Origin of the sequence: Portibacter marinus (genome assembly GCF_021533195.1) — a bacterium.
Lineage (GTDB): Bacteria > Bacteroidota > Bacteroidia > Chitinophagales > Saprospiraceae > Portibacter > Portibacter marinus.
The window spans coordinates 652,123-675,727 of sequence record NZ_JAJNKB010000003.1 but is presented as its reverse complement, the minus strand read 5'-3'; the positions used below and the strand labels follow the sequence as shown (position 1 = coordinate 675,727).

Below are 23,605 nucleotides of genomic sequence, written 5' to 3'. Positions count from 1 at the left end.
GAATATATTGTTTTTTAATCACTTTTTAAAGTGAAAATGGGGGCAAATTGTTTTGTACAGTTAAACTTTTTCCAATGCATTATTAAGATCGGCTTTCAAGTCTGCAATATCTTCCACACCAACACTTAGTCTAATCAAGGAATCTGTTAGTCCTACTTTCAGTCGCTCTACTTTAGGTATGGAAGCATGGGTCATACTGGCAGGATGGCCTATTAGTGATTCTACACCTCCAAGGGACTCAGCCAATGAGAAGAAATGAGTGTTGCTCATGACCCTATTGGCACTTTCTTCCGTGTTAGAGACTAAATCGAAAGAAACCATACCACCAAAATGCTTCATTTGTTTTTTAGCGATTTCATGGTTGGGATGGTCTTCAAATCCGGGCCAATATACTTTTGATACTTTTTCGTGGTTTTTCAAAAAGTGTGCGATGGATTCTGCATTTTGGCAAGACCTTTCTACACGTAAATGGAGTGTTTTGATCCCTCTTAATACTAAGAAACAATCTTGTGGTCCGGGCACTGCTCCTGCCGCATTTTGAATAAATTTCAGTTCATTGTAAATGCCTTCATCACTTGTCACCACACAACCATGAATGACATCTGAATGTCCTCCCAGGTATTTTGTGGCAGAATGCAAGACCATCGTCGCTCCCAGATCTAATGGTGTTTGCAAGTAAGGAGTAGCAAAAGTATTGTCTATACAAGTCCAGATTGATTTAGAAATGGCAAAGTCGCAGATGGCTTTGATATCTACTACATTTAACATGGGATTAGTAGGGGTTTCTATCCAGATCAATTTTGTTTTTTCAGTAACGTGTTGTTGTATGACTGAGGCTTCCTGCAAATCCAGAAACTTCATCTTAATACCGTACTTAGAAAACAATTTGGTCATCAATCGGTAGGAGCCTCCGTACAAATCATTGGTCGAGATGATTTCATCACCTGGATTCAGCATCTTTAGAATAGCGTCCATGGCAGCAAGGCCGCTGCTGTAACATATTGCTCCCTTTCCATTTTCCAGAGCTGCCAAATTATCTTCCAACGCTTTCCTTGTCGGATTTTGCGTTCTGGCATACTCATAACCCTTATGATCGCCAGGTGCATTCTGGACATAGGTGGAAGTCTGAAAGATGGGAGTCATAATGGCTCCGGTTGATGGATCAGGTTCGATGCCTGCGTGTATTACTTTGGTATTAAATTTCATTTATATTTTCTCTTATGAACGGCAAATGTATCACTAAACTCTTGTTTAACCATTAAGTTTTAAGATCAGTCCAAAAGTTGTTCCAGAAAAAGAGGAATTACCGATATCAGCATGACCGCAAACTTTAGTTTGAGCCTTACTATAGTACATCCGGGTTCAAGCCAGAGCTCAGGAGTTAAGACCTCACCATTCAGTTTGACTCCCTTCGATTCTTAGTCGAGTTTAATTCAAAGTCCTCATAAAGCACTTTATCTATAGCCAAAAAAAAAGCTGCTCGATTTCTCGAGCAGCCTTGTTTTTTTGGTTAACTAAAGTAACTTAGTTTACTGCGTCACCCAATGCTTTTCCAGCTTTGAACTTTACTACGTTCTTTGCAGGAATCTTGATTGTTTTCCCAGTTGCAGGGTTTCTTCCATCTCTAGCAGCTCTTTTAGAAACTGAAAATGTTCCAAATCCTACAAAAGCAGCTTTGTCTCCGCTTTTCAATGCATCTTCGATGCTATCAAATACAGCATTTACTGCATCTGCAGCCTGTGCTTTTGAAATTCCAGCAGCACTTGCTACTGAATTAGTTAAATCTCCCTTGTTCATGTCAACTTTTTTTAAGGTGAATAAATCTATAAGTGAGGCAAATATATATAATAAATAACCTCATACAACTAAAATAAGTATTTTTTTCGTCTTTAAAGCCCCTATTTATGGGCTTTTGCGCAAAAAAGACACTATATTGATGGGGTAAAGCGTTAATTATCTGTCTATTATTGTATAAAGCGATGAAAAAATTAATCTTTTGTCTTACCATGTTTTTGTTCCTAACCCTTGGAGGAGCTACCTTTTCTGCGTGTTCTCCAAAGGTAGGCTGTGAGTTAAATGAAGGTATGGGACCGAAGACTAATCGAAAAGGCGAATTAAGCACCAAGAGGGGAGACTCGAGCCTTTTTGGAAAAAAAATGCGTAAAAGAATGGGTAATTAGTCCACCACTTTCTTCTCTCCCACAATATTCAAGCACAAAATCAATATAAATAAGGCCAAACCTGGAAAGACAGCTAACCACCAGGCCGAAATGTTGCGCTGGGCTTCTTTAAGCAATGATCCCCAACTGACCTGTTCGATGGGCACTCCTAATCCGATAAAGGAAAGTGTAGACTCAATAATGATGGCCGAAGAGATGCTAAAAGCAATAATAACGGACAAAGAAGTAAATAGCTTAGGCAGCACATGACGAAGCAGTATCCTAAAACCTGAAGCACCATAAGCCCTGGCTGCAGTAATGTAGTCCTGCACCAGTATTTTCATAGATTCAGCTCTTATAAATCGCGAAATAGAAGGCCACATTAAAAAAGCAAGAATCAGCGTCAACCCGCTTACCGAAAATTCATTAAAAAGGCTGACACACATCAAAACAAAAATGAGCCCGGGAATAGCTTTCATGGCTTCCACTAACCTTAGATAGAAAACGTCTATAGGTAAATTCATCGTTTTCCATTTGTGCGGAATCAACCACGCAAGAATACCATTGACCATCAAAAGACCAAGCAACGGAACCATAAAAAATAAAAAGCCCTTGAACATGGATATCCAGGAATAGTACACCAAGAACAGAAAACTCAATATAATAATGACAAATTGGATTCTACTTAGCCGAATAGGAAATCTTTTTAAATACGAAACAGAAAGCCCAATGATCAAAGCCAGAAAAGTGGCTAAAAAAACTGAGATAAACCCAATCTTTACGGCAATTTCCGTGCCCTTAAAAATACCAGCAAGCGTATCTCTGCCTAAGATGTCCGTTCCTAATATATGATTACTTTTAAAGGGTGGCTGAAAACTGGCTTTTGTATCAATGGTCGAAGCAGAGTAAGGTATCAAAGCCATAACTTTCCATTCCGAAGCAGATAAATCAATCGGTTGATCATCAAAAATGGGATAATAAAGTCGTTCATTTATTTTGCAGACAATGGGTTTGTCATTGGCAATAAATGGATGGAACAAAGCAATCGCAAGATATCCTATGATGACCCATATCGCTATCTTTCTACCTCTCATCTAATTCTCGGATCTGCTATTCTATATAAAATATCTGCGAGGAAAAATGATATATAGGTTATGATTGCAATTAAAAGAACGATGGGAAATACCACTGGCCAGTCATACGTCATTATAGAAGTGTAAAGTAATCGGCCCATCCCCGGAATATTAAAAATAATTTCTACCACCAAAGATCCACCCACAGCTGAAGGTATGGCTGAACTGACAGAGGTGATTAGTGGAATTAAACTCAGAGGCAAAACCTCCTTAAAAATAATTTCTTTTTCACCAAAACCAAAGACCTTTGATGTAGTTACAAAACCCAGGCGCTTGTTTTTATCGAGATTCCTTTTGGTCAACATGCTTAAAAATGCCAGGTTATGTAATACCAGGACAAAACATGGTAAGATGAGTTGTGCTCCAAACTTGCCGATTCTTACATACCATGGCTCTCCAAGGTCAATGGGCGCCAGGCCAACAGAAGGAAAAATGTTGGTCCACGTTCCATACTCACTGGTGGTGAAGAAAACCAGTAATAGGGTAGCCATCCAAAAAACCGGTATGGCATATAACGCAATAAGGATAGCTTCTAACCAGGAACGCAGCTTTTGATTGGACAGACCTGAAAGAAAAAGACCCATTAAAATGCCCAAACTGTAACTAAAAAAAACACTTACCACTACTAAGAATAGAGTCCAGACAATAGCACGACCTATTTTATATCGAACAGGCTTGCCATCCTGCAAGGAAACCGATGAGCTAAACAGCCAATTGTGATACTGGTTCTCGGTTCCGTTCCAATGGAATTTTGGAAAGGCCAAATTAGATTCCTCCATCAAACTTCGGCGTTTATTCCTAATGTCAATCAAGCTGCCTTGCATCTGCAGATTAGCAGGAAAATTATAAGGCAAGAATGAAAAATAAAAATAAGGTAGATGCAGTTTGAGCTCTCTTTTTTTGCGTTCGTACTCTTCCTGATAGTTCATATTGATCTCAGACTCTGAACTTACGCCTAAAGCCAGGTTTACAGGATCGCCTGGCACGGCCTTCGATAGCAAAAAGATCAGAACTGAAATAAGAAGAAGACTGACCAGCCCTCCCAAAAGCTTTTTGAAAATGGAATTTAGCATTGCAGAATAAAGATAGCTGTGAATGTGTAAAGATTAGAGTATAAAGAACAAAGATTTATTATCTTGATCGCTCAGATGGATTTACTTGAAGGAATTCTGGTTGGTTTCGGAAATGCAATGTGGGGCATGCCACTACTCATTGTACTGGTCGGCGGAGGTTTATTCTTCAGCATCTATATCCTTTTTTTACCTTATCGCCATATAGGACATGCCATCGATATCTTACGAGGCAAATACGATAAAGAGGAAGATGCGGGAGACATCAGCCACTTCGAAGCATTGTCTACTGCACTGGCCGCTACCGTCGGAATGGGAAACATAAGTGGTGTGGCCATTGCCATAACAATGGGCGGACCGGGAGCTCTGTTCTGGATGTGGATCAGCGCATTAGTTGGAGTAAGTACCAAATTTTTCACCTGTACACTAGCAGTCATGTATCGTGGACGAGACTCTAAAGGTGAGCTCCAAGGAGGGCCCATGTACTTTATCACCGAAGGTCTTGGAAAACATTGGAAACCTCTGGCCATATTATTCAGTATAGCAGGTATGTTTGGCCCCCTGCCGATCTTTAATGCTAATCAACTGACTGCAGCTTTTAATGATAGTTTATTCATACCTCTGGGCCTTGCCCAGGGTTGGATGACCAACTTAATCTTTGGATTGATTTTAGCAGGTCTTGTGGCTTTGGTAATTTTTGGAGGTATTAAGAGAATTGGCAAAGTAGCCTCTAAAATGGTGCCTGCTATGGTATTGTTATATACTGTCACCGTTTTATACATCATACTTTCCAACTTCAATCAGATTGACGATTGTTTTGCTTTAATTTTCACGGATGCTTTTACTGGCAATGCTGTATCCGGAGGAGTGGTTGGAGCGATTATAGTGGCTGGTGTCAGACGGGCCGCCTTTTCCAATGAAGCCGGACTTGGAACCGCACCGATGGCTCATGGAGCTGCTAAAACTGATGAGCCCATCCGGGAAGGATTAATTGCCATGATGGGACCTATTATCGACACCATCATCGTTTGTACCATGACTGCATTGGCCATTATCATCACCAACAGCTGGCAGAACGCCGATACCAGTGGTATCAATATTACTTTGAATGCATTTGATATTGGTCTCCCGGTAATTGGCAAGTACATTCTTATGATATGTATTTTGATCTTTTCTTTAACCTCTATGTTTTCTCTGTCATATTATGGGTCCAAATGTTTTAGTTTTCTATTTGGGGCAGAGTATAAGAATATTTTTAATGTGTTTTACATCCTATCGATCATAGCAGGCTCCGTTGCATCATTAAGTGCAATCATTGGATTTATAGATGGCATGTATGCACTAATGGCATTTCCTACGATGCTGAGTGCTCTGATGCTGGCTCCGAAGGTGAAAGAAGCCGCTAAAGCTTACTTTGATCAGTTAAAATCTACCTAAGAAAATTTAAGGCCTGGTCGAGAATAGCGTCTTTTCCTTCTTGAGCATCTGTCGCATCAGTAGAAACTTCTAAATCCGGAGATACTCCGTTTTCAATTTCTAATCCATCTGCCAAGGTTATTTTACCAGATGAAAATCGATATTGCCAACCGTTGCCTAACTCTTTAGCTGTAGCAATTCCACTCCCACCGCCTGTGCTATCGCCAATAACTTGTACTTGATCGAATTGCGAAGCGAAACCCACAAATACATTACATGAAGAATAACATTTTCGGTTTGTAAGAATTACAATTGACTGTTCGTAATTTTCAATATTTTCTTTCTTAGTAAGTCGATAGTCAGAAGTCGTGACTCCACCCCTGTTACTGACATGAATATTTCCAACTTTAGTATTATCATGTGAAATCAAGCCCATTAATTGATCAATATTGCTTGTGGCCCCACCTAAGTTATCTCTCAAATCAATGATCAAACCACTAGTTTCCTCAAAATAATTCAGCAGGTATTGAAGATGATATGTTTCAATATCAAGACCAAAAGAGGAGTACCGAAGATAACCAATATTGCCTTCCATGATATCATATGTGAACGGCCCTATCTCATTGATATTATTCAAATAATTCCGCTGAACAACACCCTCATCATAGTTGCTTTCGAAATCCAAATAAAGCTCATGATACTTCCATGTATTAAACGGAGTATACAAACTTACATGTCCGTCGGCCAGAGATTCTAGGGCCTTACTAAATACAGTGAATGTTTCTTCCGGGCTTAAATTGGCATCCAATTTATTTAATGCACTTTCCTTTTCCTGGGACCAATCTATTTCTTTTTGATCAAAAAATATGTAGTTATCATCGACGTCTTCCCACATTTCTATGAAGAACTCTTCGTATTCCTTGCCTGTTTCATCACTAATCCAGGTTTTTGTGCATGAAAAGCATAACGTCGAGACCCCAATGAACATAAAGATTCTATAAAAGTATGTGTGTATCATCTTAATTATGTGATTTTAAATTTGAGTAGATGGGAAATGCTATACCTATTGTCTGTACGGCACTACCTTTCTTATCGATTACTTTGTTGTAGCCTCCGAAATAATCATAGTAAATTTCTATTGGCCTATCTTTCCATTTGATACCTATAGCATGGTTGAAATGCAAGAAAAAGATCTTATTGGTCGGGTAAAAATTGGCAGAGTTTAAAGCGCCGACTAAATCAAATTCCATATCCTTTTGGTGAAATAATCCTCCATCCAGTGGACGGATCGAAGCACTCACCATTGGGATGTTGGTAGTCAACCGATAATTTAAATGCTGAGTCAGGAGAATATTTAATCTCGCAAAAGCATTCAATGAGCTTGTTAATTCATAGCTCACTTGATTATTTGCTGGCAGTGGATAAGTAGATAGATCGTAATAAGTCGAATTGGACAAACCTATAGCCAAATCTAACCCTTTGTAACAAACCTTTTTCCTGTATGAAATATTTGCATTGATAAAATTTCGGTCAATGCTTTTAATCAAAACTTCGTCTGATTTTAATGGGTTTTTCAATTGGCCATTAATGTATGCGACCTCTACTTGAAATTCTGAGCGTGGTAGCTCCCGGTTGAAACTGAAAGCGTAATACATGTTTAAACCGTTATACGATAAATCAGAAAAACTCCCATCTTGTAGAGTATTAAAAGCGACACCTGACTTTAAGAAAATACTGGAACTTTGTTGCGTTAGTGCAATTTGGGAAAATAGTAGTAATAGCAGTAGAATTTTATTTCGCATCTTTTTTACTTAATGGACGAAACATCCTATTTAAGGTTGCATTCACTAAAGCTGGTAACTACATATGGTTTAAAAAAATCGACGAAGGTGGTATAAGGAAGGTTGAAATTTTATTTCTATAGGTAGAATAGTAAAGACATCATCCACTAAAAGTCGGACCATTACCTCGGCTATCTATATTTGCCTTTTTCCATAGGAACTTTTAGTAATTTTCCCAGGTTCTGTGAATCACCTTCGAATACATCGAGACCATAAACGATATCTTCCGAAGGCATGTCATGGTAGGTCCCAAAAATCCGATCCCATATTGAGAAAATGTTACCATAATTCGTATCGGTCTGGGGTCTTTGAAAATGATGGTGAATTCTGTGCATGCCTGGCGTCACTATCACAGTTCGAATGACTTTATCTAACCAAAGTGGCATTTTCATGTTGGCATGATTAAATTGGCTAAGTACTGCCGAGATGCTTTGGTAAAGCATCACCATCCATATAGGCGCTCCAGCTAATAAGACAGCAAGCGTGGTGAAAGCTGCCCTAAAAATGGACTCGCCGGGGTGATGTCGTAAGGCAGTGGTGGTATCTACTTCCTTATCAGAATGGTGAATCACGTGAAATTTCCACATGAAAGGGACTTGATGTTCGATCCAATGTATCAACCATGCTCCTACCAGATCCAAAATCAATAATCCCAGAATTAATTGTACCCAGATCGGCATCGAGATCAAATGAATGGCGCCAAACTCAGATGCCGTTGCCCAATCACTTGTCTTTACAATCAAAAATGCAAATGCAAGATTTACGATGATGGTCGTGAGGGTAAAAAAGAGATTGGGTCCTGCATGCCGGAATTTTTTATAGGAAAATCTGGTGATGGGAATAATCCCTTCTAAAATCCAGAAAAAAGTGATGCCTCCCACCAAGATGAGTGTTCGATGCAAAGATGGTATGGTTTCGAAATATTGTATAATCTCTTCCATCGGATAAAATTTTTCTAATTTAAGCTAATATTTCTAAATTCACAGCTCACCTACTAAAATACAAATAATGAAGACGATAAAGGGACCAGCGATATTCCTTGCTCAGTTTATGGCAGATGAAGAACCATTTAATTCTTTAGATGGGATTTGCAAATACATGGCAGATTTAGGTTACAAAGGCATTCAAATTCCGACATGGGATGCAAGGTTAATGGACCTGGAGAAGGCAGCTACTAGTAAAAGTTATTGTGATGAACTCAAAGGGAAAATAAAGGATCATGGTCTGGAGATAACGGAATTAGCTTCACACCTTCAAGGACAATTGGTAGCAGTGAATCCAGCCTACGATGATCTTTTTAATGCCTTTGCCCCTAAGGAAGTACACGGCAACTCTAAAGCAAGAACAGATTGGGCTGTACAACAGGTCAATTGGACCACGCAGGCCAGTAAAAACCTGGGTCTTAATGCACATGTCACCTTTTCTGGTGCTCTAATTTGGCAGACCATGTATCCCTGGCCACAACGTCCTGCAGGATTAGTGGAATCTGCGTTTGAAGAACTTTCCCGAAGGTGGAAACCCATACTTGATGTAGCCGAGGACAATGGCGTTGATATCTGTTATGAATTACATCCGGGTGAAGACCTTCATGATGGATTGACATTTGAGATGTTTGTAGAGGCTTGCGGTGGCCACAAAAGGGCCAATATCAATTACGATCCTTCCCATTTTGTACTTCAGCAAATGGATTATCTTGCTTTTATAGATATATATCATGAAAGAATAAAGGCATTTCATGTGAAGGATGCTGAGTATAATCCCAGCGGACGTGCAGGTGTTTACGGTGGTTACCAAAATTGGGTAGACAGACCCGGAAGATTCAGATCACTTGGCGATGGACAAGTTGATTTCGGAAGTATATTTAGTAAATTGTCCCAGTATGATTATGATTCTTGGGCAGTTTTAGAATGGGAATGTTGTATTAAAGATTCTGCACAGGGTGCTGCTGAAGGAGCTCCATTCATTGAAAGCCATATCATTCAGACGGTTAAAAGAGCATTTGATGACTTCGCCGGACAAGAGGTAGATCAGGATTTATTGAATAAAATAATGGGTATTTGAGAAATATAATTTTTGTTTTGTGTTTGGCTTTAGGCCAATGGTTAGCTGCCCAGGAGATTCGGGGTAGAGTGCTGGATGAAGAAACTTTGGATCCATTAATCGGCGCATCTGTGTTGGCCATCTATGAGTCCGACAGCGCATTGGTCACCACTAATACAGATGGATCCTTTACTTTGGCTAGCTCCGAAAATTTGCTACAACTAAAAGTTAGTTATCTGGGCTACAGAAGTATAACGAGAGATTATAGCGAATATTCCAGCATGGTTTTCTTACTGGTAGTCGATGAATCTAATATTGCCGTCAATCCGATCATCATTGCCAATCCTTTTCTCAGCAATGATGTCAGTTTTGATCGTAAAGAATTTCAAATATTGCCAGGTGCTTATGAAGATCCTTCCAGGCTTTTATTAAAAGCTCCCGGATTCAGTACCTCTAACGATCAGGCCAATACTATATTATACAAGGGTTTTGCGCCTAATCTAATCAACTGGAATGTCAATGGTGCTTTGATCATCAATCCGAACCACCTCAGCAATGCGGGTACGCTATCAGACTTAAGCAGCGCAAATGCAGGCGGGGTCAACATGTTCAGTGGTCAGGTGATTGGTAATTTTGACTTTCAAGGCGCACCCTATGATCTTACTGCTACGAATAGCATTGCAGGAAATGCCAATATCGAACTTTCTGATTATAACAATACCTACTTAAATCTAAGTCTGATTGGGCTGGAAGCTGGGTATGGATATGAAGGAGAGCAGTTTCCGGGTGTTCAACTAAATTATCGTTATTCTACGGTGGGGATTTTAACGGGTCCATTAGGTCTTGATTTTGGAGGAGAGGAAATTGTTTACCAGGATCTCTTTAGCAAATTCGATCTTATAGATAAGGAAGATGAAAAGCTCACAGGACACCTGACCTTGGGCATCAACCATAACTATAAAGATACTATTGCTGATCGCGCAGAAGCAGAAAGTTTCAAGGATCTACAAACAATTGACTACGATTCGAGGTTGTTGGTGAGCGGTTTGAATTATGAGAAGAGATTTAAGAACTACAAATTAGAATCTGCGCTTAACTTTTCAACCAAGCGGGATCAACGCGTTTCTTCTACTTTGATTCTTGCTCCTTTCGGCACCAATCAGATTTCACAATCTATTTGGAGTGGTTTGGTTAAATTAAACAGAAACAACTTTGATTTTGGATTCAATTTTCACAACCTCAATGATCAAAGAAGCGACGAGTTATTTTTAGACGGCCCAGTAATCAATAGGGATAAATCATTTACCAATACAAATCTATTTCCGTTTGTCAATTATAAGTTAGCCTTCAATAGGCTATATTTCACCGTTGGTTCCGGCCTCTCTTATAATACTTTTACTCAAAAAAGCATTTTGCACCCTTCGGCTAAAGCCATCATTGAGCTATCTCAGAAATATAGTTTCGAGGCCGCCTACAGAAGAAACAGTCAGCTGATTTCACCTTCGCAATTTACTTATGATTTCATACCTGAAGAAATGATTGGTGATCATCTGGATGCTTTTTTCAGAATACGAAATGAAAATCTCTCTCTTTTTGTCAATGGCTTCTATCATAACATGAGGAATATTTTAATAGAAAATAATACCTATTACTCCCAATTTACAGGAGTTGACCAGCAGGAGTTAGTGGATCCGAGCTATTTGGGAATTGCCAGAGTTAGAGGGGTTGCCCTTGGATTTTCAACCAAGGATCTCGTGATCAAAAACCTTAATCTGAGTGGTAATGCCAGCTTTTTCAATAGTGAATACAAAGCAGGTATCGATGAATGGACCACCAATACATTTTCGTTTAATGAAAGTTATAATCTCTTAGTAAGTTATCAGCGAAAGCTATCGAAGGACAGAGAATGGGTAACCAGCTTTTCCATCCATACAAGGGGTGGACTGAATGAATTTACAATTGACCCTGAAAGCACCCTTTCGTCAGGCCTTCAATATGATTTCAGTCAGGCACCTTCCAACTTCTTAGATTCGTACTATCGAATGGATTTTCGATTTGTTTATAATTTGAGGAAAGGAAATCATCGCCGGTTTGCTAAAAGCATTTCTTTAGATATTCAGAACATCAGTAATGTAGAAAATGCGGCATTTACCAACTACGACTATCTGACGGGAGAAACATTTATACAAAATCAGTTGGGACTCATACCAGTGCTGGCATATAGAATTGAATTTTAGAAAATGGCAAGAAAAATAGGATGTTCAATAGTCGGATTGCTCTTTTTACTATTTGCTTATTTTCAATGGAATGATCCGGACGGTTTAAAGTGGATATTCTACTATCTCATTGTAAGTTTGCTATCCTTTGCTACTGCTTTCAAAAAAAATAAAGAGCTATACATCTACATTACTATTGTGGCAACATTCATATGGATGACCTTTCTACTTCCAGGGACCATTGCCTGGATAAGGGATGGCATGCCCACCATCGTTGAGAGCATGAAGGCCAGCTCCCCTTATATTGAATTGGTTCGTGAGTTTTTGGGTTTGCTGATTGCACTGATCACACTTCTTTCATTACTATTGGTGGAGATTAAGTTTCACAATAAGAAAGAGGAGGTTCTTTAAATCAATGTGGTAGCATTATCGCACAGATCCAAATGGTCCATCAGTGATGGAATTTTCATTGTCAAATTATAGTTATACCTTTGTAAGACAGAATTGAGGTATGAAGTACATTCTTTTAATCGGCATCATCTACATAGTCTATCGATTCTATCAATTGAAGGATCAGGCTAAACGAGAGTACAATTTTCCTCCTAAACGAGAAAAAGAAGAGATAGAAGAGTTCACAGATTATGAAGAATTGGAATGACTAAACAATCTTTGGATAAAACAATCATATATCAGGACTCAGAATGCCTCATTGTCAACAAACCAGCCGGGTCAAGCGCACAGGATGACCATACAGATGGGCAGTCCATCCATGCTGGATTAGAGAATTTTGTACATAAACCTCTTTACCTCGTTCACCGATTAGACAAACCCACCAGTGGTGTCATGCTGTTTGCCAAGCGAAAAAAAGTTGCAGCATATCTAAATGATCTTTTATCAGGTCAAAACGAAGATTTTAAAAAAGAATACCTGGCTGCAGTAAAAAATCCTCCTGTTCCTGCGAACGGCAAGTTGACACATTACCTATTGCATGATAAAAAACAAAGGAAGAGCTTATTGGCGGGATCTAAATCAGGTAAGTCTAAGGAAGCTGTGTTAGAATATGAAACATTGGCGACCAGTGATCACTACACTTTGCTTAAGATTCGAATAGAGACCGGGAGATTTCATCAGATCAGAGCGCAATTGAGTGCAATTGGATCACCTATCAAAGGAGATGTAAAATACGGCGCACGGAGAAGCAATAAAGATAGATCGATTCACCTTCATGCATACAGTTTGCAGGTTTATTTAGGCCATAAAAAAATATATGCCCAGGCTGCATTACCTGATGATCCGGTATGGAACGCGTTTAAATCGATGCATGAAGAATTATCACAAGATAAATTTGAATTATGGAAGGAAGAACCGACGTCAACGAATTAGGGGAGTTTGGATTGATAGAGCATCTCACTAAATATTTTGTCGACGTACAGGAAAGTACGGTGAAAAGTGTGGGAGATGATGCAGCAGTGATCCAGTCGCTGGGATTAGAAACCGTTGTTTCCACTGACATGCTTGTGGAAGGTATCCATTTTGACTTGATGTATAGTCCGTTGAAGCATCTGGGCTACAAATCTGTGGTGGTTAATGTTTCAGACATTTATGCGATGAATGCTGTTCCTAGCCAGATCATGATTTCACTGGCGATTTCTAATCGGTTTTCTGTCGAAGCATTAGATGAGTTTTATGCCGGAGTGTTGGCAGCCTGTGAATATTATAAAGTTGACCTGATAGGCGGCGATATGACCTCCTCTCCTAAAGGTATGATCGTTTCAGTAACAGCTATTGGTCATGCTGCGAAAGAAAGCATTGTATACAGAGATGGAGCGAAAGCAGGAGATATCATTTGCGTATCAGGAGATCTGGGTGCAGCCTATATTGGATTGCAAATATTAGAACGGGAAAAGCAGCTTTTTCTCGATGACCCTTCTGTTAAAACCGATCTTGAAGATCAGGAATACATCATTGGCCGCCAACTGAAGCCAGAGGCGCGATGGGATATAGTTAAAGCCATTAGAGATGGAGGTTTTAAGCCTACCGCAATGATCGATATCTCCGATGGTCTGGCTTCGGAAGTATTTCATCTGTGTAAGCAGTCCAAAACGGGTGCTGTGATTGAAGAGTCAAAAATCCCCATCCATCCAGATACTGAATCAATGGCACTCAAGTTTCAGCTTGATCCGGTCACATGTGCATTAAATGGTGGTGAGGATTATGAATTACTGTTCACGGTAGATCCTGATGATCTGGGGAAAATCATAACCATGGACGATTTATTCATCATTGGTGAAATGACGGAGGCAGCAGACGGAATTAAATTAAAAACTACCAGTGGAAATATGCATACGCTGAAAGCCCAGGGCTGGAAGCACTTTTAATTCAAACCTGAATTGTAAAGAAGCTTTTGTATATTAAGTATTCAATTCAATATTTCCCTGATGAAGAATGCCGCTTTATTTTTTATCCATTTTTTCATTTTAAATTTCAGTTCCGGGCAAGCAACGATTGTCAACAGACCTAATATTGTAATTTGTCTGGCAGATGATTGGGGTTGGCCACATTCGGGTGCCTATGGGGATAGTGTGATACAGACCCCTCATTTCGATCGCATCGCAAGAGAGGGTGCGCTTTTCAATCATATGTATGTTTCCAGTCCGTCCTGCACACCGAGTAGAAATGCATTTCTTACCGGAAAGCATCATTGGGAACTGGGATCTGGGGCCAATTTATGGAGTACCTTGCCTTTAGAGCATGAAAGCTTTATTCATTTATTGATGGACCAAGGTTATGCCTCTGGTCGAAGCAAAGCCAAAACCTGGGGTCCAGGTAACGCCGAGGACTGGATAAAGCATCATGGTCAGCATCCGGGAGGACAGGCTTATGACTCCATATCTCAATTTCTGGAAACGGTATCACAAGATGAGCCATTCGTCTTCTGGCAGGGAACGTCAGATCCTCATCGAGGATATAAGGCTGGTTCAGGCGAGGAAAGTGGTATAGACCTTTCTCAAGTGCATATGTTTGATCATTTTCCTGATGTTGAAACGGTAAGAAGTGATGTCGCCGACTATTATTTTGAAGTTCAAAGGTGGGATAGTTTGGTGGGATCTGTCTTGAAAAATTTAGAAGACAGGGGAATTCTGGAAGAAACCATTATAATCATGACAGGAGATCATGGAATGCCGTTTCCCCGGTGTAAAAGCAATATCTATGATGCTGGTGTCAGGGTTCCATTTGCAATCAGGTGGGGAAGCAAGATCAATCCAGAGTCAAAGATCAATGAATTTGCTTCATTTGTAGATATCGCCCCAACGCTTTTGGAATTGGCTCAGATAGACGTACCCTCGGAAATGACCGGAAGAAGCTTTGCCTCTTTAATCAACAGCAAATACAATGAGGATGATAGCGAGCCATTGCGAGATCACGTGATCTTTGGAAAAGAGCGACATGTTCCATCTCAGGAAAAGCCGGATATGGGCGGATATCCATCAAGAGGTTATCGAAATCATAAGTTCTTATATATTCAAAACTACGAACCCGATAGATGGCCATCCGGAACAGGCAAAATAGGATCTACTAATTATCCAGATCAATGGTTTGCAGATTGTGATGGAGGTCCCACAAAAGATTATATTGTAGAAAATAAAGACAAAGACCCCTATCATAGGAGATCGTATGAATTATGTTTTGCAAAAAGACCTGCAGAAGAATTATATGATGTTATTAAAGACCCCGATCAGGTGGTCAACCTGGCCCTTGATCCGGCTTACCAGGAAACCTTGAAGGATTTACGTTTAAAATTAAATAAGGAACTTTTAAAAGCAAATGATCCCAGAGCAGGCGATCCACATTTTAAGGGGTTTGATCAATATCCATACTTAGGAGGAGGGGGAGGAAAGAGAAATTAAAGCCTGCCCAATCATATGAATAGTCATCGGAGTTTTTTCCTTAACACAGCTTTTTTAAATTCATATAAAATGAGAAACATAGAACTCCACATCGCATTCATCCGCTGCGGTTTTTTTAATCCTTTTGCCAGCCTAATCAATAGCCTTGCGTAATAACCTCCTTCAGCAGCATCATCAAACTTTCTGATACCAGTGCGTACTATTTCATTATCTAATCTATCTTTTCGTCCCTCAAGAAAAGCAGGAATATCTTCTAAATTGGTTAAAAATGGCCTGGCCATACCTATGAAATCAGTTTCACCTCTTTTCAATACTTCATTGCAAAATGTCCTTGACCGGAACCCACCTGTAATCATTAATGGCAAGGAGCTTACTTTTCGCACCTTCTGTGCAAATTCTAAAAAATAGGCTTCCCGTATTTTCGTACTTTCTCTCAATTTATCTTTTTCATCATTTAGAAGAAAGAAAGCCACATTTTCATACGTTCCTCCTGAAATTTCCAACAGATCTATCTTTTCTGCCTCAAGTTTTCTAATCACATTCAATGAATCTTCTTCGGAGAATCCACCTATTTGAAAGTCTGAAGAATTCAATTTAACACTGATTGGAAACTCTTGACCTACATTTTTTCTAATGTCTCTAATAATGCGTATTAAAAGTCTGCTTCGATTGTCAAGAGAGCCACCATAAAGATCAGTCCTCTGATTGGTAACAGGTGACAAAAATTGGCTGAGCAGATATCCATGGGCAGCGTGAATTTGTATGCCTGTAAAACCGGCTAGCTGTGATATTCTCGCGGTTCTGACAAAGCCGTCTACTACCTGGTCAATATCTTTAACGCTCATGGCAATCGGCGTTCCGAATAAGCCTAATCTTTTTAATTTAATCGCAGATGGTGCTTTTGGATGCCGGGCGTTAAAGATGTTAGTTTGTCTACCTGCATGTGAAATTTGAACCCATAACTGAGTGTTATAATCTGTTCCTGAAGCAACCCATTCCTTTAATTCAGGAACCATAGTTTCATCTTGAAACCAGACGTTGCCTGATGACTCAAGATGCTTGTGATCTATAATTACGTTTCCTGTAATTAATAGTCCCGCACCAGATTGAGCCCACTTTTTATAGAGATGATTATGGTGATGTGTTGGTTTCAAATGAGCATCTGCCATTCGCTCTTTCATTGCAGCCTTAACCAATCTGTTTTTTATGATAACGCCACAAGGCAGTTTAAAAGGATCATTGAGTACAGCCATTATTTCTCTTCCTCCTTGAACCAACCTGCATATTTCACATAGTTATTGGCAGTTCTGACAATGTGAAAATTCATATTTTCCTGGTCCAATTTTTTCAATTTCTTCGCCGGAACACCTCCGTATATCCATCCAGATTCCAGAACAGAATTTTCTAATACCACTGCTCCTGCTGCAATTAAAACATGCTCTTCTACGACGGCATGATCCATAATGATGGCGCCCATACCTACTAAGACATTGGATTTAATGTGACATCCGTGTACCATTGCCTGATGTCCAATAGAAACATGATCACCTATTGTGGTAGATGCTTTTTCGTAAGTACAATGAATGACCGCACCATCTTGAATGTTGACTTTATTTCCTATGCGAATGCTATTGACATCACCCCGAATCACCGCATTATACCAGACACTGCATTCAGGTCCCATGATGACATCACCAATAATTCTGGCATTATCTGCAACAAAGCAATCTGCGGGTATTTCAGGTGTATATCCACGTACTGAAACAATCTGAGACATACTACAACATGGGTTTTACCGTAAATCCTGCTTCTCTTAACAAGTGGATAACTCCCTGAGGCCCTCCCAAATGACCGGCACCTACAGCAAAAAAGGTGGTTCCTTCTTTCATTTCTCTACTGATGACGGGTATCCAGTTTTTATTTCTATTGATAAGTAAAACATCTTCATGACCTTCTAAGTCTGATCCCTCTTCCTTAAACATTTCTTGCATGCCTTCAATGTTTTGCTCTTTATAGATATCTACCATTTTTCTCATGGTTTCACCTCCTGCATCTCCCAGCTCGATGGTTTCCAAAAGCATATCGGCTTGCTCCTCATATGGAATACTGTCGAAAACACTCATTTGGTACTCAATGGTTTCAAGACCTCCGGTACCTTTTTTAGAGTCCTGTGCCATTTCGTAGAATTCCATTTCATAGGACTTTGCCTTACCGGACTGAATATCTGTCGGATCTATTTCACCTGAGGCAAAAACAGTCAATAGCATAGGCTTCATACGTTCCATAAAAAATAGAGGAATCCCCATTTTATCAAAATGATTTTTCACTTTAGCATATTCCTCTTCGGTGTATAAGTCTTTTAATGTAAGATCGTCTTTCATAAACGCCTGGCTTAATAAGCCCATTTGCTTACCCAAGTCATTCATCTCAGCCATATCGATTTCGAAGAAAATTCGATCTGACTTCCCAATGGCCTCTAAAGTTCCGGATGGAAGAAAATAGTCTTCGGTCGGAATAATGTGAATGGTGCCATACAGGTATGAAGGTTCAGCAAGGTCTTCCTTAGTGATTTCCCACAATAATGCATTTTCCAACCTTTCATAGGTCAAAGCATTCTTTTCACTTTCAGCAACCTGGCTTTCTTTTTCGGTCGTTGATTTTTTAGTGGTATTACAGGCCGTCAAAAATGTGAACAGGGCCAGGACTGTGATATATAATATTCGTGTCATTCTATGTTGTTCTTTGTTTTAGTATTTCGTATAAGATAACACCTGAAGCTACAGATACGTTCAATGAGTCAGTCTGTCCTACTTGTGGTATTTTGAAGCATTGGTGACTATGATTCAATAGATTTTGACTTACGCCTTCACCTTCTGCTCCTAAGATTACTGCACAAGGTTGATTAAAATCGATATCACTGATGTAAAGTTCTGTATTAAGGTCGGTAGCAAAGATCTTGAAACCCGAAGCGATCAGATATTCTACAGCGTTCGTTAGACTTTTTTCCCGACAAATGGGAAGGTTTAAAAGAGCACCTGCAGATGTTTTCATAGCATCAGCATTGATCCTCGCTGAATTTTTTTCACCTATAATGATGCCTTGAGCTCCCAAAACCTCTGCTGATCTTACAATTGCACCAAAATTTCTGACATCTGAAACACCATCTAAAATGATTAAGAGTGGTATGACTCCTCGTTCATAAAGTAATGGAACCAGGTTTTCAATCGATTGGTATTCAACCAGAGAACTGAATGCAATAATTCCCTGGTGGTTTTTACGAGTGATTTTATCCAATTTGTGTCCGGGGACATATTGTAAAGGAATATCAAAGTCTTTGCACAAATGCCGTACTTCTTTTTCAAACGGACCTCTGATGGTTTTAAGCAAGAGGATTTTATCTATCGCTTTACCATTTCTGACGGCATCCATTACTGGATTTCTACCAAAGATTATATCATCGCTGTCAGCCATGGCGCGAAAATAACAATTATTCCTCTTCTGTCAGATCATCTATTGCTTTAGTGACTCTATCCTTGATCACTTGTGCAGCAGCCTTTGCTGTATCTACCACATCTTCTGCTATATCTTGAACTTTTTCTGGTATGGATCGGTCATCTTCGCCATCATTTTCTGCCTTCACCGTTTCCTCTACTATTTTATCTACTACTGCTTCCGGAGTGGACCCTACCTTTGACATTTTTTGATCAAGCTCAGCATTTTTGGCTGCGATTTCCTCCTTGACCTTTGCTTTTAGTTCCTCTTCTTTAGCCTTAATTTTTTCCGCTTCCTCAGCTTTTCGAGCCTTCTCTTTTTCTACTTCTATTTTACTCTCCAGCATTTCTTTGGTCTTTAACATATCGGCCAATTTTGCTTCTTTTGAGTTGACTCTTTCCTCTATCATTTTCAGTTTTGCACCACGAAGTTCCCGCTCTAATTGGCCGAAAGTACCTTCAGCCCGATCTTCCTGGAATTTCATGTCCTTTTTATCCCATTTGATAGAGTTTTCCATTTTTTTGATTGCCGCTAGTAAACCCTTGTAACGGTTTTCTATGCGATCCAGCGCATTTTTCTTGCCACCACTATTGGGTCCGTACTTTTTTTCTTTGATATCTTTAAACAGCTTATCGATCTTATTCCAAAGCTCGTTCTTGTCTTGTTTAGCCAACCGTTCATTTCTAAACCGGGACTGGATTTTTTTCATTTCATTCCACAAAGGTTGTAAGCCCAGACCTTCATTGATTTTAATTCTAATCTCATCCAACTTTTCGTGAAACGCTGCTGCTTTTTCTTTAGATTCTTCCTTAAATTTTTCATCCCACTTTTTCCGAAAAGCCTTCATTTTATCAAAAAGCTCATTGGTTTCCTCCTGAATATCCTTTGCGTGTTCTCTAAAAAGCGCTTTGTCATACATCTGCTTTTGGACTTTCTGCCAGAAGTTCTTCAATTCTTCCCATATATTCTTATCATAAGAATTTAAGCTTGAGACCTTTTCTCTCAATTCAGTTAATTCCGTTTTGTACAACTCATATAATTTAGAGGACAGAACGACAAAGTGCCATTCCGCTTTGGCTCTATTGATTACATCTGTGCGCGTCACTTTGATGTGATCCGGCAATAAACTATCTGTAACTGAGAGCGGACGTTCAATAAGGATATGATTGTCAGGAAGAACGACTGGATTGTCTTCTCTCCATTCATTGATCATTTGATTGTAGAAAACTTCGGTGGCTTCAGACTCCGGGAAAACATAAATATTTACTTTGTTTTCACTTTCGATGAGGTCAATGCCCAGTAAGACTTTCTCATCATTTTCATTGGTTCCCCAGATTACGATCTTCGTTTTCATATCAACAATTATATGTCATGTAATAAGAAGATCGGCAAGCTCGCATTGACGACGCTATACGAAACCTTCTTTTTTCAAGTATTGTACAATTTGTACTGCATTCGTTGCTGCGCCCTTGCGCAGATTGTCTGAGACGATCCACATATTCAATGTATTGGCCTGCGATTCATCCCGCCTTAATCTTCCAACAAAAACTTCGTCTTTATGTTTGGAATACAACGGCATCGGATAAATATTATTCTTGACATCGTCCATTACAATAACGCCCTGAGTTTCCCTTAAGATGCTTTTTATTTCTTGGATATCAAAGTCTTTAAGAAATTCAACATTAACAGATTCAGAATGACCGCCTTGAACAGGAACCCTAACAGCTGTCGCAGTAATCATAATCGCATCATCTTGCAGAATTTTCCTGGTCTCATGTACAAGCTTCATCTCCTCTTTGGTATAATCATTTTCAAGAAAAATGTCACAATGCGGTATGCAGTTATCGAGAATCTTGTAGTGATAAGCCTTTTCGTAGCCTTCCTCGGCGCCCGCAAGTTCGGATTTATATTGTCTGACTGCGGGCATGCCTGTTCCGGTAATGGATTGATAGGTTGATATCACCAGTCTTTTTATGCCATATCTTTGATGAAGCGGTGCCAATGCCATGACCATTTGAATGGTGGAGCAATTAGGGTTGGCAATAATGTGATCGTTGGCATCAATCAAATGTGCGTTTATTTCAGGAACCACTAGTTTTTTATTTGGATCCATTCTCCATGCGGACGAATTGTCCACCACCCTGGTTCCTACTGCCGCAAATCTGGGTGCCCATTCCGTAGAAGTGCTGCCACCTGCTGAGAAAATGGCAATGTCCGGCCTCTCGTCCACAGCCTCCTGCATACCTATGACAGTGTAGTCTTTGCCTCGATATTCAATTTTTTTACCCACCGATCTGGGTGAGGCCACCATCAATAACTCCTCGTATGGGAGTCTTGATTCTTCAATCACTTCTAACATTACCTGGCCTACCATGCCAGTTACACCTACTACTGCTACTTTCATAATGACATTAATTTAAGTATTGAAATGCTTTGATAAAGATTTATTATTTTTCCTACCTTTTACATCTCTGTACTGCTGAGGTTGCAAATATATATTGATTTTAAATCTTATCAAAGATCAGGAAATTGATTAGATATATTTTAATATTCCAACTGATTCTTTGCCAATATTCAAATGGCTGGACTCAATTTTTCGATGATTTTAGTGATTCGGATCTGAACAGTAATCCGGTATGGGAAGGCAATCAAGATCATTTTGTAGTCAATGAGGGTCAGATGTTGCAACTTAATGCGCCCATGGCCGGCACAAGCATACTTTATACTCAAATCAACCTTCCCGACAGCATACAATGGGATTTCGAAATCTCAATGGATTTTTCTCCATCATCAAACAATAGATTGAGAATTTATTTGGTAATTGATCAATTAGATATCGAGGTGGCCAGTGGATATTTTCTAGAGATAGGTGAGAACGGTGCCAATGACGCTATAAATTTTTTCTATTTAAATGACGGGACTCCTGAACTACTTGCTTCCGGGGAAATGTCAGCTGTGGCCCAAGAACCAGTCTTTGCCCGGGTGAGTATTCGAAAGTTTCCAGAGGAAGAATGGGTGGTCTCTACTGCCTATCAAGAAAATGTACCGCTTTCTGAAGAGTTAGTTTTCAATCATGATCTATACAATTTTACAGGAAATCAATTCTTTTTACTGGAATGCCACTACACCGCATCCAGAACAGATCGATTTTTCTTTGACAACATTGGTATCAGAAACTATGAACCGGATATGGAAGGTCCTATTCTCCTGGGTGCGGAACTTTTGGATCCACGTACACTGGAAGTGCAAGCGAATGAAAAATTGGATGCACAATCAGCCCTTTCTGAAGAAAATTATACGTTAGAAGGTTTTAGTGGCTCGATTTCAAGCATTGAGTTGATCAACGGTGATACCGGAATCCGCTTAGTATTAAATGACGTGTTGGAGAGTGGTAAATATTATGATTTAAAAGTAAATGGGTTGCTCGATGTCAATGGTAATAGGGGAGAAAGCAACAGTTATATAATTTTTGTCATTGAAGACCCATTGCCGGGGGATATAGTCATCAACGAGATACTTTTCAACCCAGAAACAGGGGGCTCTGACTTTGTAGAAATCTTAAATGTTTCCGAGAAATTTATTTCCTTAGACCATATCGAATTGGCTAATCTGGACAAGCAAGAAGTAAAATCTATTTCTGCTGACTATACCATGCTTCCGGGTACTTATTTATGTCTGACAGAGGATGTGGCTTATGTGCAGAATCGTTATGACACCCCTGATACAGCAAATATTGTAGCCTCTGATCTACCTTCTTTTAACAATGACAGTGGAAATGTTGCCATCATCAGTTCCGAAACATCAAGCATCATCGATAGTTTTAATTATTCAGAAAGCCTCCATTACCCAGAATTAGATGATATTAATGGAGTAAGTTTGGAACGAATCAGTCCTTTTGATACTAAATGGTTTTCTGCATCCTCATCAGTAGGATATGGGACTCCGGGGTATCAAAATTCAGTCTTTTTAAATCCATCATTCTCAGAATCTGCCGTTTTGAGCTTTAAAAACAAAACGTTTTCCCCAAATCAAGATGGTGTTGATGATCAACTGGTCATCAAGTATAAATTTCCTGAAAATGGTTACCAGGTAGACATTAATGTTTATGATCAATATGGCCGTCACGTCAGAAATCTCTTAAACAATGAACTTTTAGCAGCTACAGGCTTTTTGCTTTGGAATGGAATTAATGACGATGGTGAATTGTCAGGTATAGGAATTTATTTCGTGGTGTTAGAGGCGTTCAATGTGCAAGGAGACGTCATCTCTGTCAAAAAGCCGGTTATTTTAGCTGATTATTTGAAATAAAATTTTACTTTTTCACAAATCT

Annotated in this window: 22 protein-coding genes; 9 read left to right on the top strand and 13 right to left on the bottom strand. The window is 39.5% G+C overall.

What is annotated here, in order from left to right:
• Positions 1 to 60: 60 nt before the first annotated feature.
• From L2567_RS10525 to L2567_RS10510, 4 genes are all read right to left on the bottom strand, one after another.
• Positions 61 to 1,206 carry a cystathionine gamma-synthase gene (locus L2567_RS10525; protein WP_235297725.1) on the bottom strand — a complete coding sequence of 382 codons (1,146 nt, stop codon included), beginning with the start codon at positions 1,204 to 1,206 and terminating at the stop codon, positions 61 to 63.
• Positions 1,207 to 1,524: 318 nt separating this feature from the next.
• A complete protein-coding gene (locus L2567_RS10520) occupies positions 1,525 to 1,797 on the bottom strand; it encodes an HU family DNA-binding protein (RefSeq protein WP_235297724.1) in 273 nt (90 codons plus the stop codon).
• Between the two features lie 379 nt (positions 1,798 to 2,176).
• Positions 2,177 to 3,253: an ABC transporter permease gene (locus tag L2567_RS10515; protein ID WP_235297723.1), complete on the bottom strand. Its 1,077-nt coding sequence runs from the start codon at positions 3,251 to 3,253 to the stop codon at positions 2,177 to 2,179.
• Positions 3,250 to 4,365: an ABC transporter permease gene (locus L2567_RS10510; RefSeq protein WP_235297722.1), complete on the bottom strand. Its 1,116-nt coding sequence runs from the start codon at positions 4,363 to 4,365 to the stop codon at positions 3,250 to 3,252. The genes L2567_RS10515 and L2567_RS10510 overlap by 4 nt, the downstream gene beginning before the upstream one ends.
• Before the next feature lie 75 nt (positions 4,366 to 4,440).
• Between L2567_RS10510 and L2567_RS10505 the strand changes: the two genes are divergently transcribed.
• Positions 4,441 to 5,799 (top strand): alanine/glycine:cation symporter family protein, encoded by a 1,359-nt coding sequence (locus L2567_RS10505; protein WP_235297721.1) that lies wholly within the window; start codon positions 4,441 to 4,443, stop codon positions 5,797 to 5,799.
• Here L2567_RS10505 and L2567_RS10500 read toward each other — a convergent pair.
• The 3 genes from L2567_RS10500 to L2567_RS10490 all read right to left on the bottom strand — a co-directional run bounded on the left by L2567_RS10500 (position 5,792) and on the right by L2567_RS10490 (position 8,560).
• Complete coding sequence (locus tag L2567_RS10500; protein ID WP_235297720.1) at positions 5,792 to 6,796, bottom strand: S41 family peptidase; 1,005 nt, start codon at positions 6,794 to 6,796, stop codon at positions 5,792 to 5,794. The genes L2567_RS10505 and L2567_RS10500 overlap by 8 nt on opposite strands.
• 1 nt (position 6,797) lies before the next feature.
• A complete protein-coding gene (locus L2567_RS10495; protein WP_235297719.1) occupies positions 6,798 to 7,580 on the bottom strand; it encodes a hypothetical protein in 783 nt (260 codons plus the stop codon).
• 170 nt (positions 7,581 to 7,750) lie between these two features.
• Positions 7,751 to 8,560, bottom strand: a complete 810-nt coding sequence (locus L2567_RS10490; protein ID WP_235297718.1) for a sterol desaturase family protein — start codon at positions 8,558 to 8,560, stop codon at positions 7,751 to 7,753.
• Between the two features lie 67 nt (positions 8,561 to 8,627).
• Here L2567_RS10490 and L2567_RS10485 point away from each other — a divergent pair, with 67 nt between their 5' ends.
• The 7 genes from L2567_RS10485 (at position 8,628) to L2567_RS10455 (ending at position 15,783) form a co-directional block, all read left to right on the top strand.
• Positions 8,628 to 9,680 carry a sugar phosphate isomerase/epimerase family protein gene (locus tag L2567_RS10485; protein ID WP_235297717.1) on the top strand — a complete coding sequence of 351 codons (1,053 nt, stop codon included), beginning with the start codon at positions 8,628 to 8,630 and terminating at the stop codon, positions 9,678 to 9,680.
• The gene (locus tag L2567_RS10480; RefSeq protein ID WP_235297716.1) at positions 9,677 to 11,896 is read left to right on the top strand and encodes a carboxypeptidase-like regulatory domain-containing protein; all 2,220 of its coding nucleotides are present in this window, start codon (positions 9,677 to 9,679) and stop codon (positions 11,894 to 11,896) included. Before L2567_RS10485 ends, L2567_RS10480 begins: the two co-directional genes overlap by 4 nt.
• A gap of 3 nt (positions 11,897 to 11,899) precedes the next feature.
• A complete protein-coding gene (locus L2567_RS10475) occupies positions 11,900 to 12,286 on the top strand; it encodes a transmembrane 220 family protein (protein ID WP_235297715.1) in 387 nt (128 codons plus the stop codon).
• Positions 12,287 to 12,386: 100 nt separating this feature from the next.
• Entirely contained in the window at positions 12,387 to 12,533 is a 147-nt protein-coding gene (locus tag L2567_RS10470; RefSeq protein ID WP_235297714.1) for a hypothetical protein, read from the top strand.
• Positions 12,530 to 13,258, top strand: a complete 729-nt coding sequence (locus tag L2567_RS10465; RefSeq protein ID WP_235297713.1) for an RluA family pseudouridine synthase — start codon at positions 12,530 to 12,532, stop codon at positions 13,256 to 13,258. The genes L2567_RS10470 and L2567_RS10465 overlap by 4 nt, the downstream gene beginning before the upstream one ends.
• The gene (thiL, locus tag L2567_RS10460) at positions 13,228 to 14,253 is read left to right on the top strand and encodes a thiamine-phosphate kinase (protein ID WP_235297712.1); all 1,026 of its coding nucleotides are present in this window, start codon (positions 13,228 to 13,230) and stop codon (positions 14,251 to 14,253) included. The genes L2567_RS10465 and thiL overlap by 31 nt, the downstream gene beginning before the upstream one ends.
• 60 nt (positions 14,254 to 14,313) lie before the next feature.
• Positions 14,314 to 15,783 (top strand): sulfatase family protein, encoded by a 1,470-nt coding sequence (locus L2567_RS10455; RefSeq protein ID WP_235297711.1) that lies wholly within the window; start codon positions 14,314 to 14,316, stop codon positions 15,781 to 15,783.
• A gap of 23 nt (positions 15,784 to 15,806) precedes the next feature.
• On the opposite strand, the gene L2567_RS10450 is transcribed toward L2567_RS10455, so the two are convergent.
• From L2567_RS10450 to L2567_RS10425, 6 genes are read right to left on the bottom strand one after another with little or no spacing between them, the layout of a single operon-like run.
• Positions 15,807 to 17,036, bottom strand: coding sequence for an NADH:flavin oxidoreductase/NADH oxidase family protein (locus tag L2567_RS10450; protein ID WP_235297710.1), 1,230 nt, complete (start codon positions 17,034 to 17,036; stop codon positions 15,807 to 15,809).
• The gene (locus tag L2567_RS10445) at positions 17,036 to 17,560 is read right to left on the bottom strand and encodes a gamma carbonic anhydrase family protein (RefSeq protein WP_235297709.1); all 525 of its coding nucleotides are present in this window, start codon (positions 17,558 to 17,560) and stop codon (positions 17,036 to 17,038) included. Before L2567_RS10445 ends, L2567_RS10450 begins: the two co-directional genes overlap by 1 nt.
• 1 nt (position 17,561) lies before the next feature.
• A complete protein-coding gene (locus L2567_RS10440) occupies positions 17,562 to 18,512 on the bottom strand; it encodes a TraB/GumN family protein (protein WP_235297708.1) in 951 nt (316 codons plus the stop codon).
• Between the two features lies 1 nt (position 18,513).
• Positions 18,514 to 19,254 carry a 23S rRNA (guanosine(2251)-2'-O)-methyltransferase RlmB gene (gene rlmB, locus L2567_RS10435; protein WP_235297707.1) on the bottom strand — a complete coding sequence of 247 codons (741 nt, stop codon included), beginning with the start codon at positions 19,252 to 19,254 and terminating at the stop codon, positions 18,514 to 18,516.
• Positions 19,255 to 19,270: 16 nt separating this feature from the next.
• Positions 19,271 to 20,629, bottom strand: a complete 1,359-nt coding sequence (locus tag L2567_RS10430; protein ID WP_235297706.1) for a hypothetical protein — start codon at positions 20,627 to 20,629, stop codon at positions 19,271 to 19,273.
• Between the two features lie 54 nt (positions 20,630 to 20,683).
• Complete coding sequence (locus tag L2567_RS10425) at positions 20,684 to 21,679, bottom strand: aspartate-semialdehyde dehydrogenase (RefSeq protein ID WP_235297705.1); 996 nt, start codon at positions 21,677 to 21,679, stop codon at positions 20,684 to 20,686.
• Positions 21,680 to 21,804: 125 nt separating this feature from the next.
• Between L2567_RS10425 and L2567_RS10420 the strand changes: the two genes are divergently transcribed.
• Positions 21,805 to 23,583, top strand: coding sequence for a T9SS type B sorting domain-containing protein (locus L2567_RS10420; protein ID WP_235297704.1), 1,779 nt, complete (start codon positions 21,805 to 21,807; stop codon positions 23,581 to 23,583).
• Positions 23,584 to 23,605: the final 22 nt, after the last annotated feature.

What these genes read in the sequence shown, in the direction of transcription:
- L2567_RS10525 (WP_235297725.1), bottom strand. Translation starts at nt 1,206, where the DNA reads ATGAAATTTAATACCAAAGTAATACACGCAGGCATCGAACCTGATCCA.
- L2567_RS10520 (WP_235297724.1), bottom strand. Translation starts at nt 1,797, where the DNA reads ATGAACAAGGGAGATTTAACTAATTCAGTAGCAAGTGCTGCTGGAATT.
- L2567_RS10515 (WP_235297723.1), bottom strand. Translation starts at nt 3,253, where the DNA reads ATGAGAGGTAGAAAGATAGCGATATGGGTCATCATAGGATATCTTGCG.
- L2567_RS10510 (WP_235297722.1), bottom strand. Translation starts at nt 4,365, where the DNA reads ATGCTAAATTCCATTTTCAAAAAGCTTTTGGGAGGGCTGGTCAGTCTT.
- L2567_RS10505 (WP_235297721.1), top strand. Translation starts at nt 4,441, where the DNA reads ATGGATTTACTTGAAGGAATTCTGGTTGGTTTCGGAAATGCAATGTGG.
- L2567_RS10500 (WP_235297720.1), bottom strand. Translation starts at nt 6,796, where the DNA reads ATGATACACACATACTTTTATAGAATCTTTATGTTCATTGGGGTCTCG.
- L2567_RS10495 (WP_235297719.1), bottom strand. Translation starts at nt 7,580, where the DNA reads ATGCGAAATAAAATTCTACTGCTATTACTACTATTTTCCCAAATTGCA.
- L2567_RS10490 (WP_235297718.1), bottom strand. Translation starts at nt 8,560, where the DNA reads ATGGAAGAGATTATACAATATTTCGAAACCATACCATCTTTGCATCGA.
- L2567_RS10485 (WP_235297717.1), top strand. Translation starts at nt 8,628, where the DNA reads ATGAAGACGATAAAGGGACCAGCGATATTCCTTGCTCAGTTTATGGCA.
- L2567_RS10475 (WP_235297715.1), top strand. Translation starts at nt 11,900, where the DNA reads ATGGCAAGAAAAATAGGATGTTCAATAGTCGGATTGCTCTTTTTACTA.
- L2567_RS10470 (WP_235297714.1), top strand. Translation starts at nt 12,387, where the DNA reads ATGAAGTACATTCTTTTAATCGGCATCATCTACATAGTCTATCGATTC.
- L2567_RS10465 (WP_235297713.1), top strand. Translation starts at nt 12,530, where the DNA reads ATGACTAAACAATCTTTGGATAAAACAATCATATATCAGGACTCAGAA.
- thiL (WP_235297712.1), top strand. Translation starts at nt 13,228, where the DNA reads ATGGAAGGAAGAACCGACGTCAACGAATTAGGGGAGTTTGGATTGATA.
- L2567_RS10455 (WP_235297711.1), top strand. Translation starts at nt 14,314, where the DNA reads ATGAAGAATGCCGCTTTATTTTTTATCCATTTTTTCATTTTAAATTTC.
- L2567_RS10450 (WP_235297710.1), bottom strand. Translation starts at nt 17,036, where the DNA reads ATGGCTGTACTCAATGATCCTTTTAAACTGCCTTGTGGCGTTATCATA.
- L2567_RS10445 (WP_235297709.1), bottom strand. Translation starts at nt 17,560, where the DNA reads ATGTCTCAGATTGTTTCAGTACGTGGATATACACCTGAAATACCCGCA.
- L2567_RS10440 (WP_235297708.1), bottom strand. Translation starts at nt 18,512, where the DNA reads ATGACACGAATATTATATATCACAGTCCTGGCCCTGTTCACATTTTTG.
- rlmB (WP_235297707.1), bottom strand. Translation starts at nt 19,254, where the DNA reads ATGGCTGACAGCGATGATATAATCTTTGGTAGAAATCCAGTAATGGAT.
- L2567_RS10430 (WP_235297706.1), bottom strand. Translation starts at nt 20,629, where the DNA reads ATGAAAACGAAGATCGTAATCTGGGGAACCAATGAAAATGATGAGAAA.
- L2567_RS10425 (WP_235297705.1), bottom strand. Translation starts at nt 21,679, where the DNA reads ATGAAAGTAGCAGTAGTAGGTGTAACTGGCATGGTAGGCCAGGTAATG.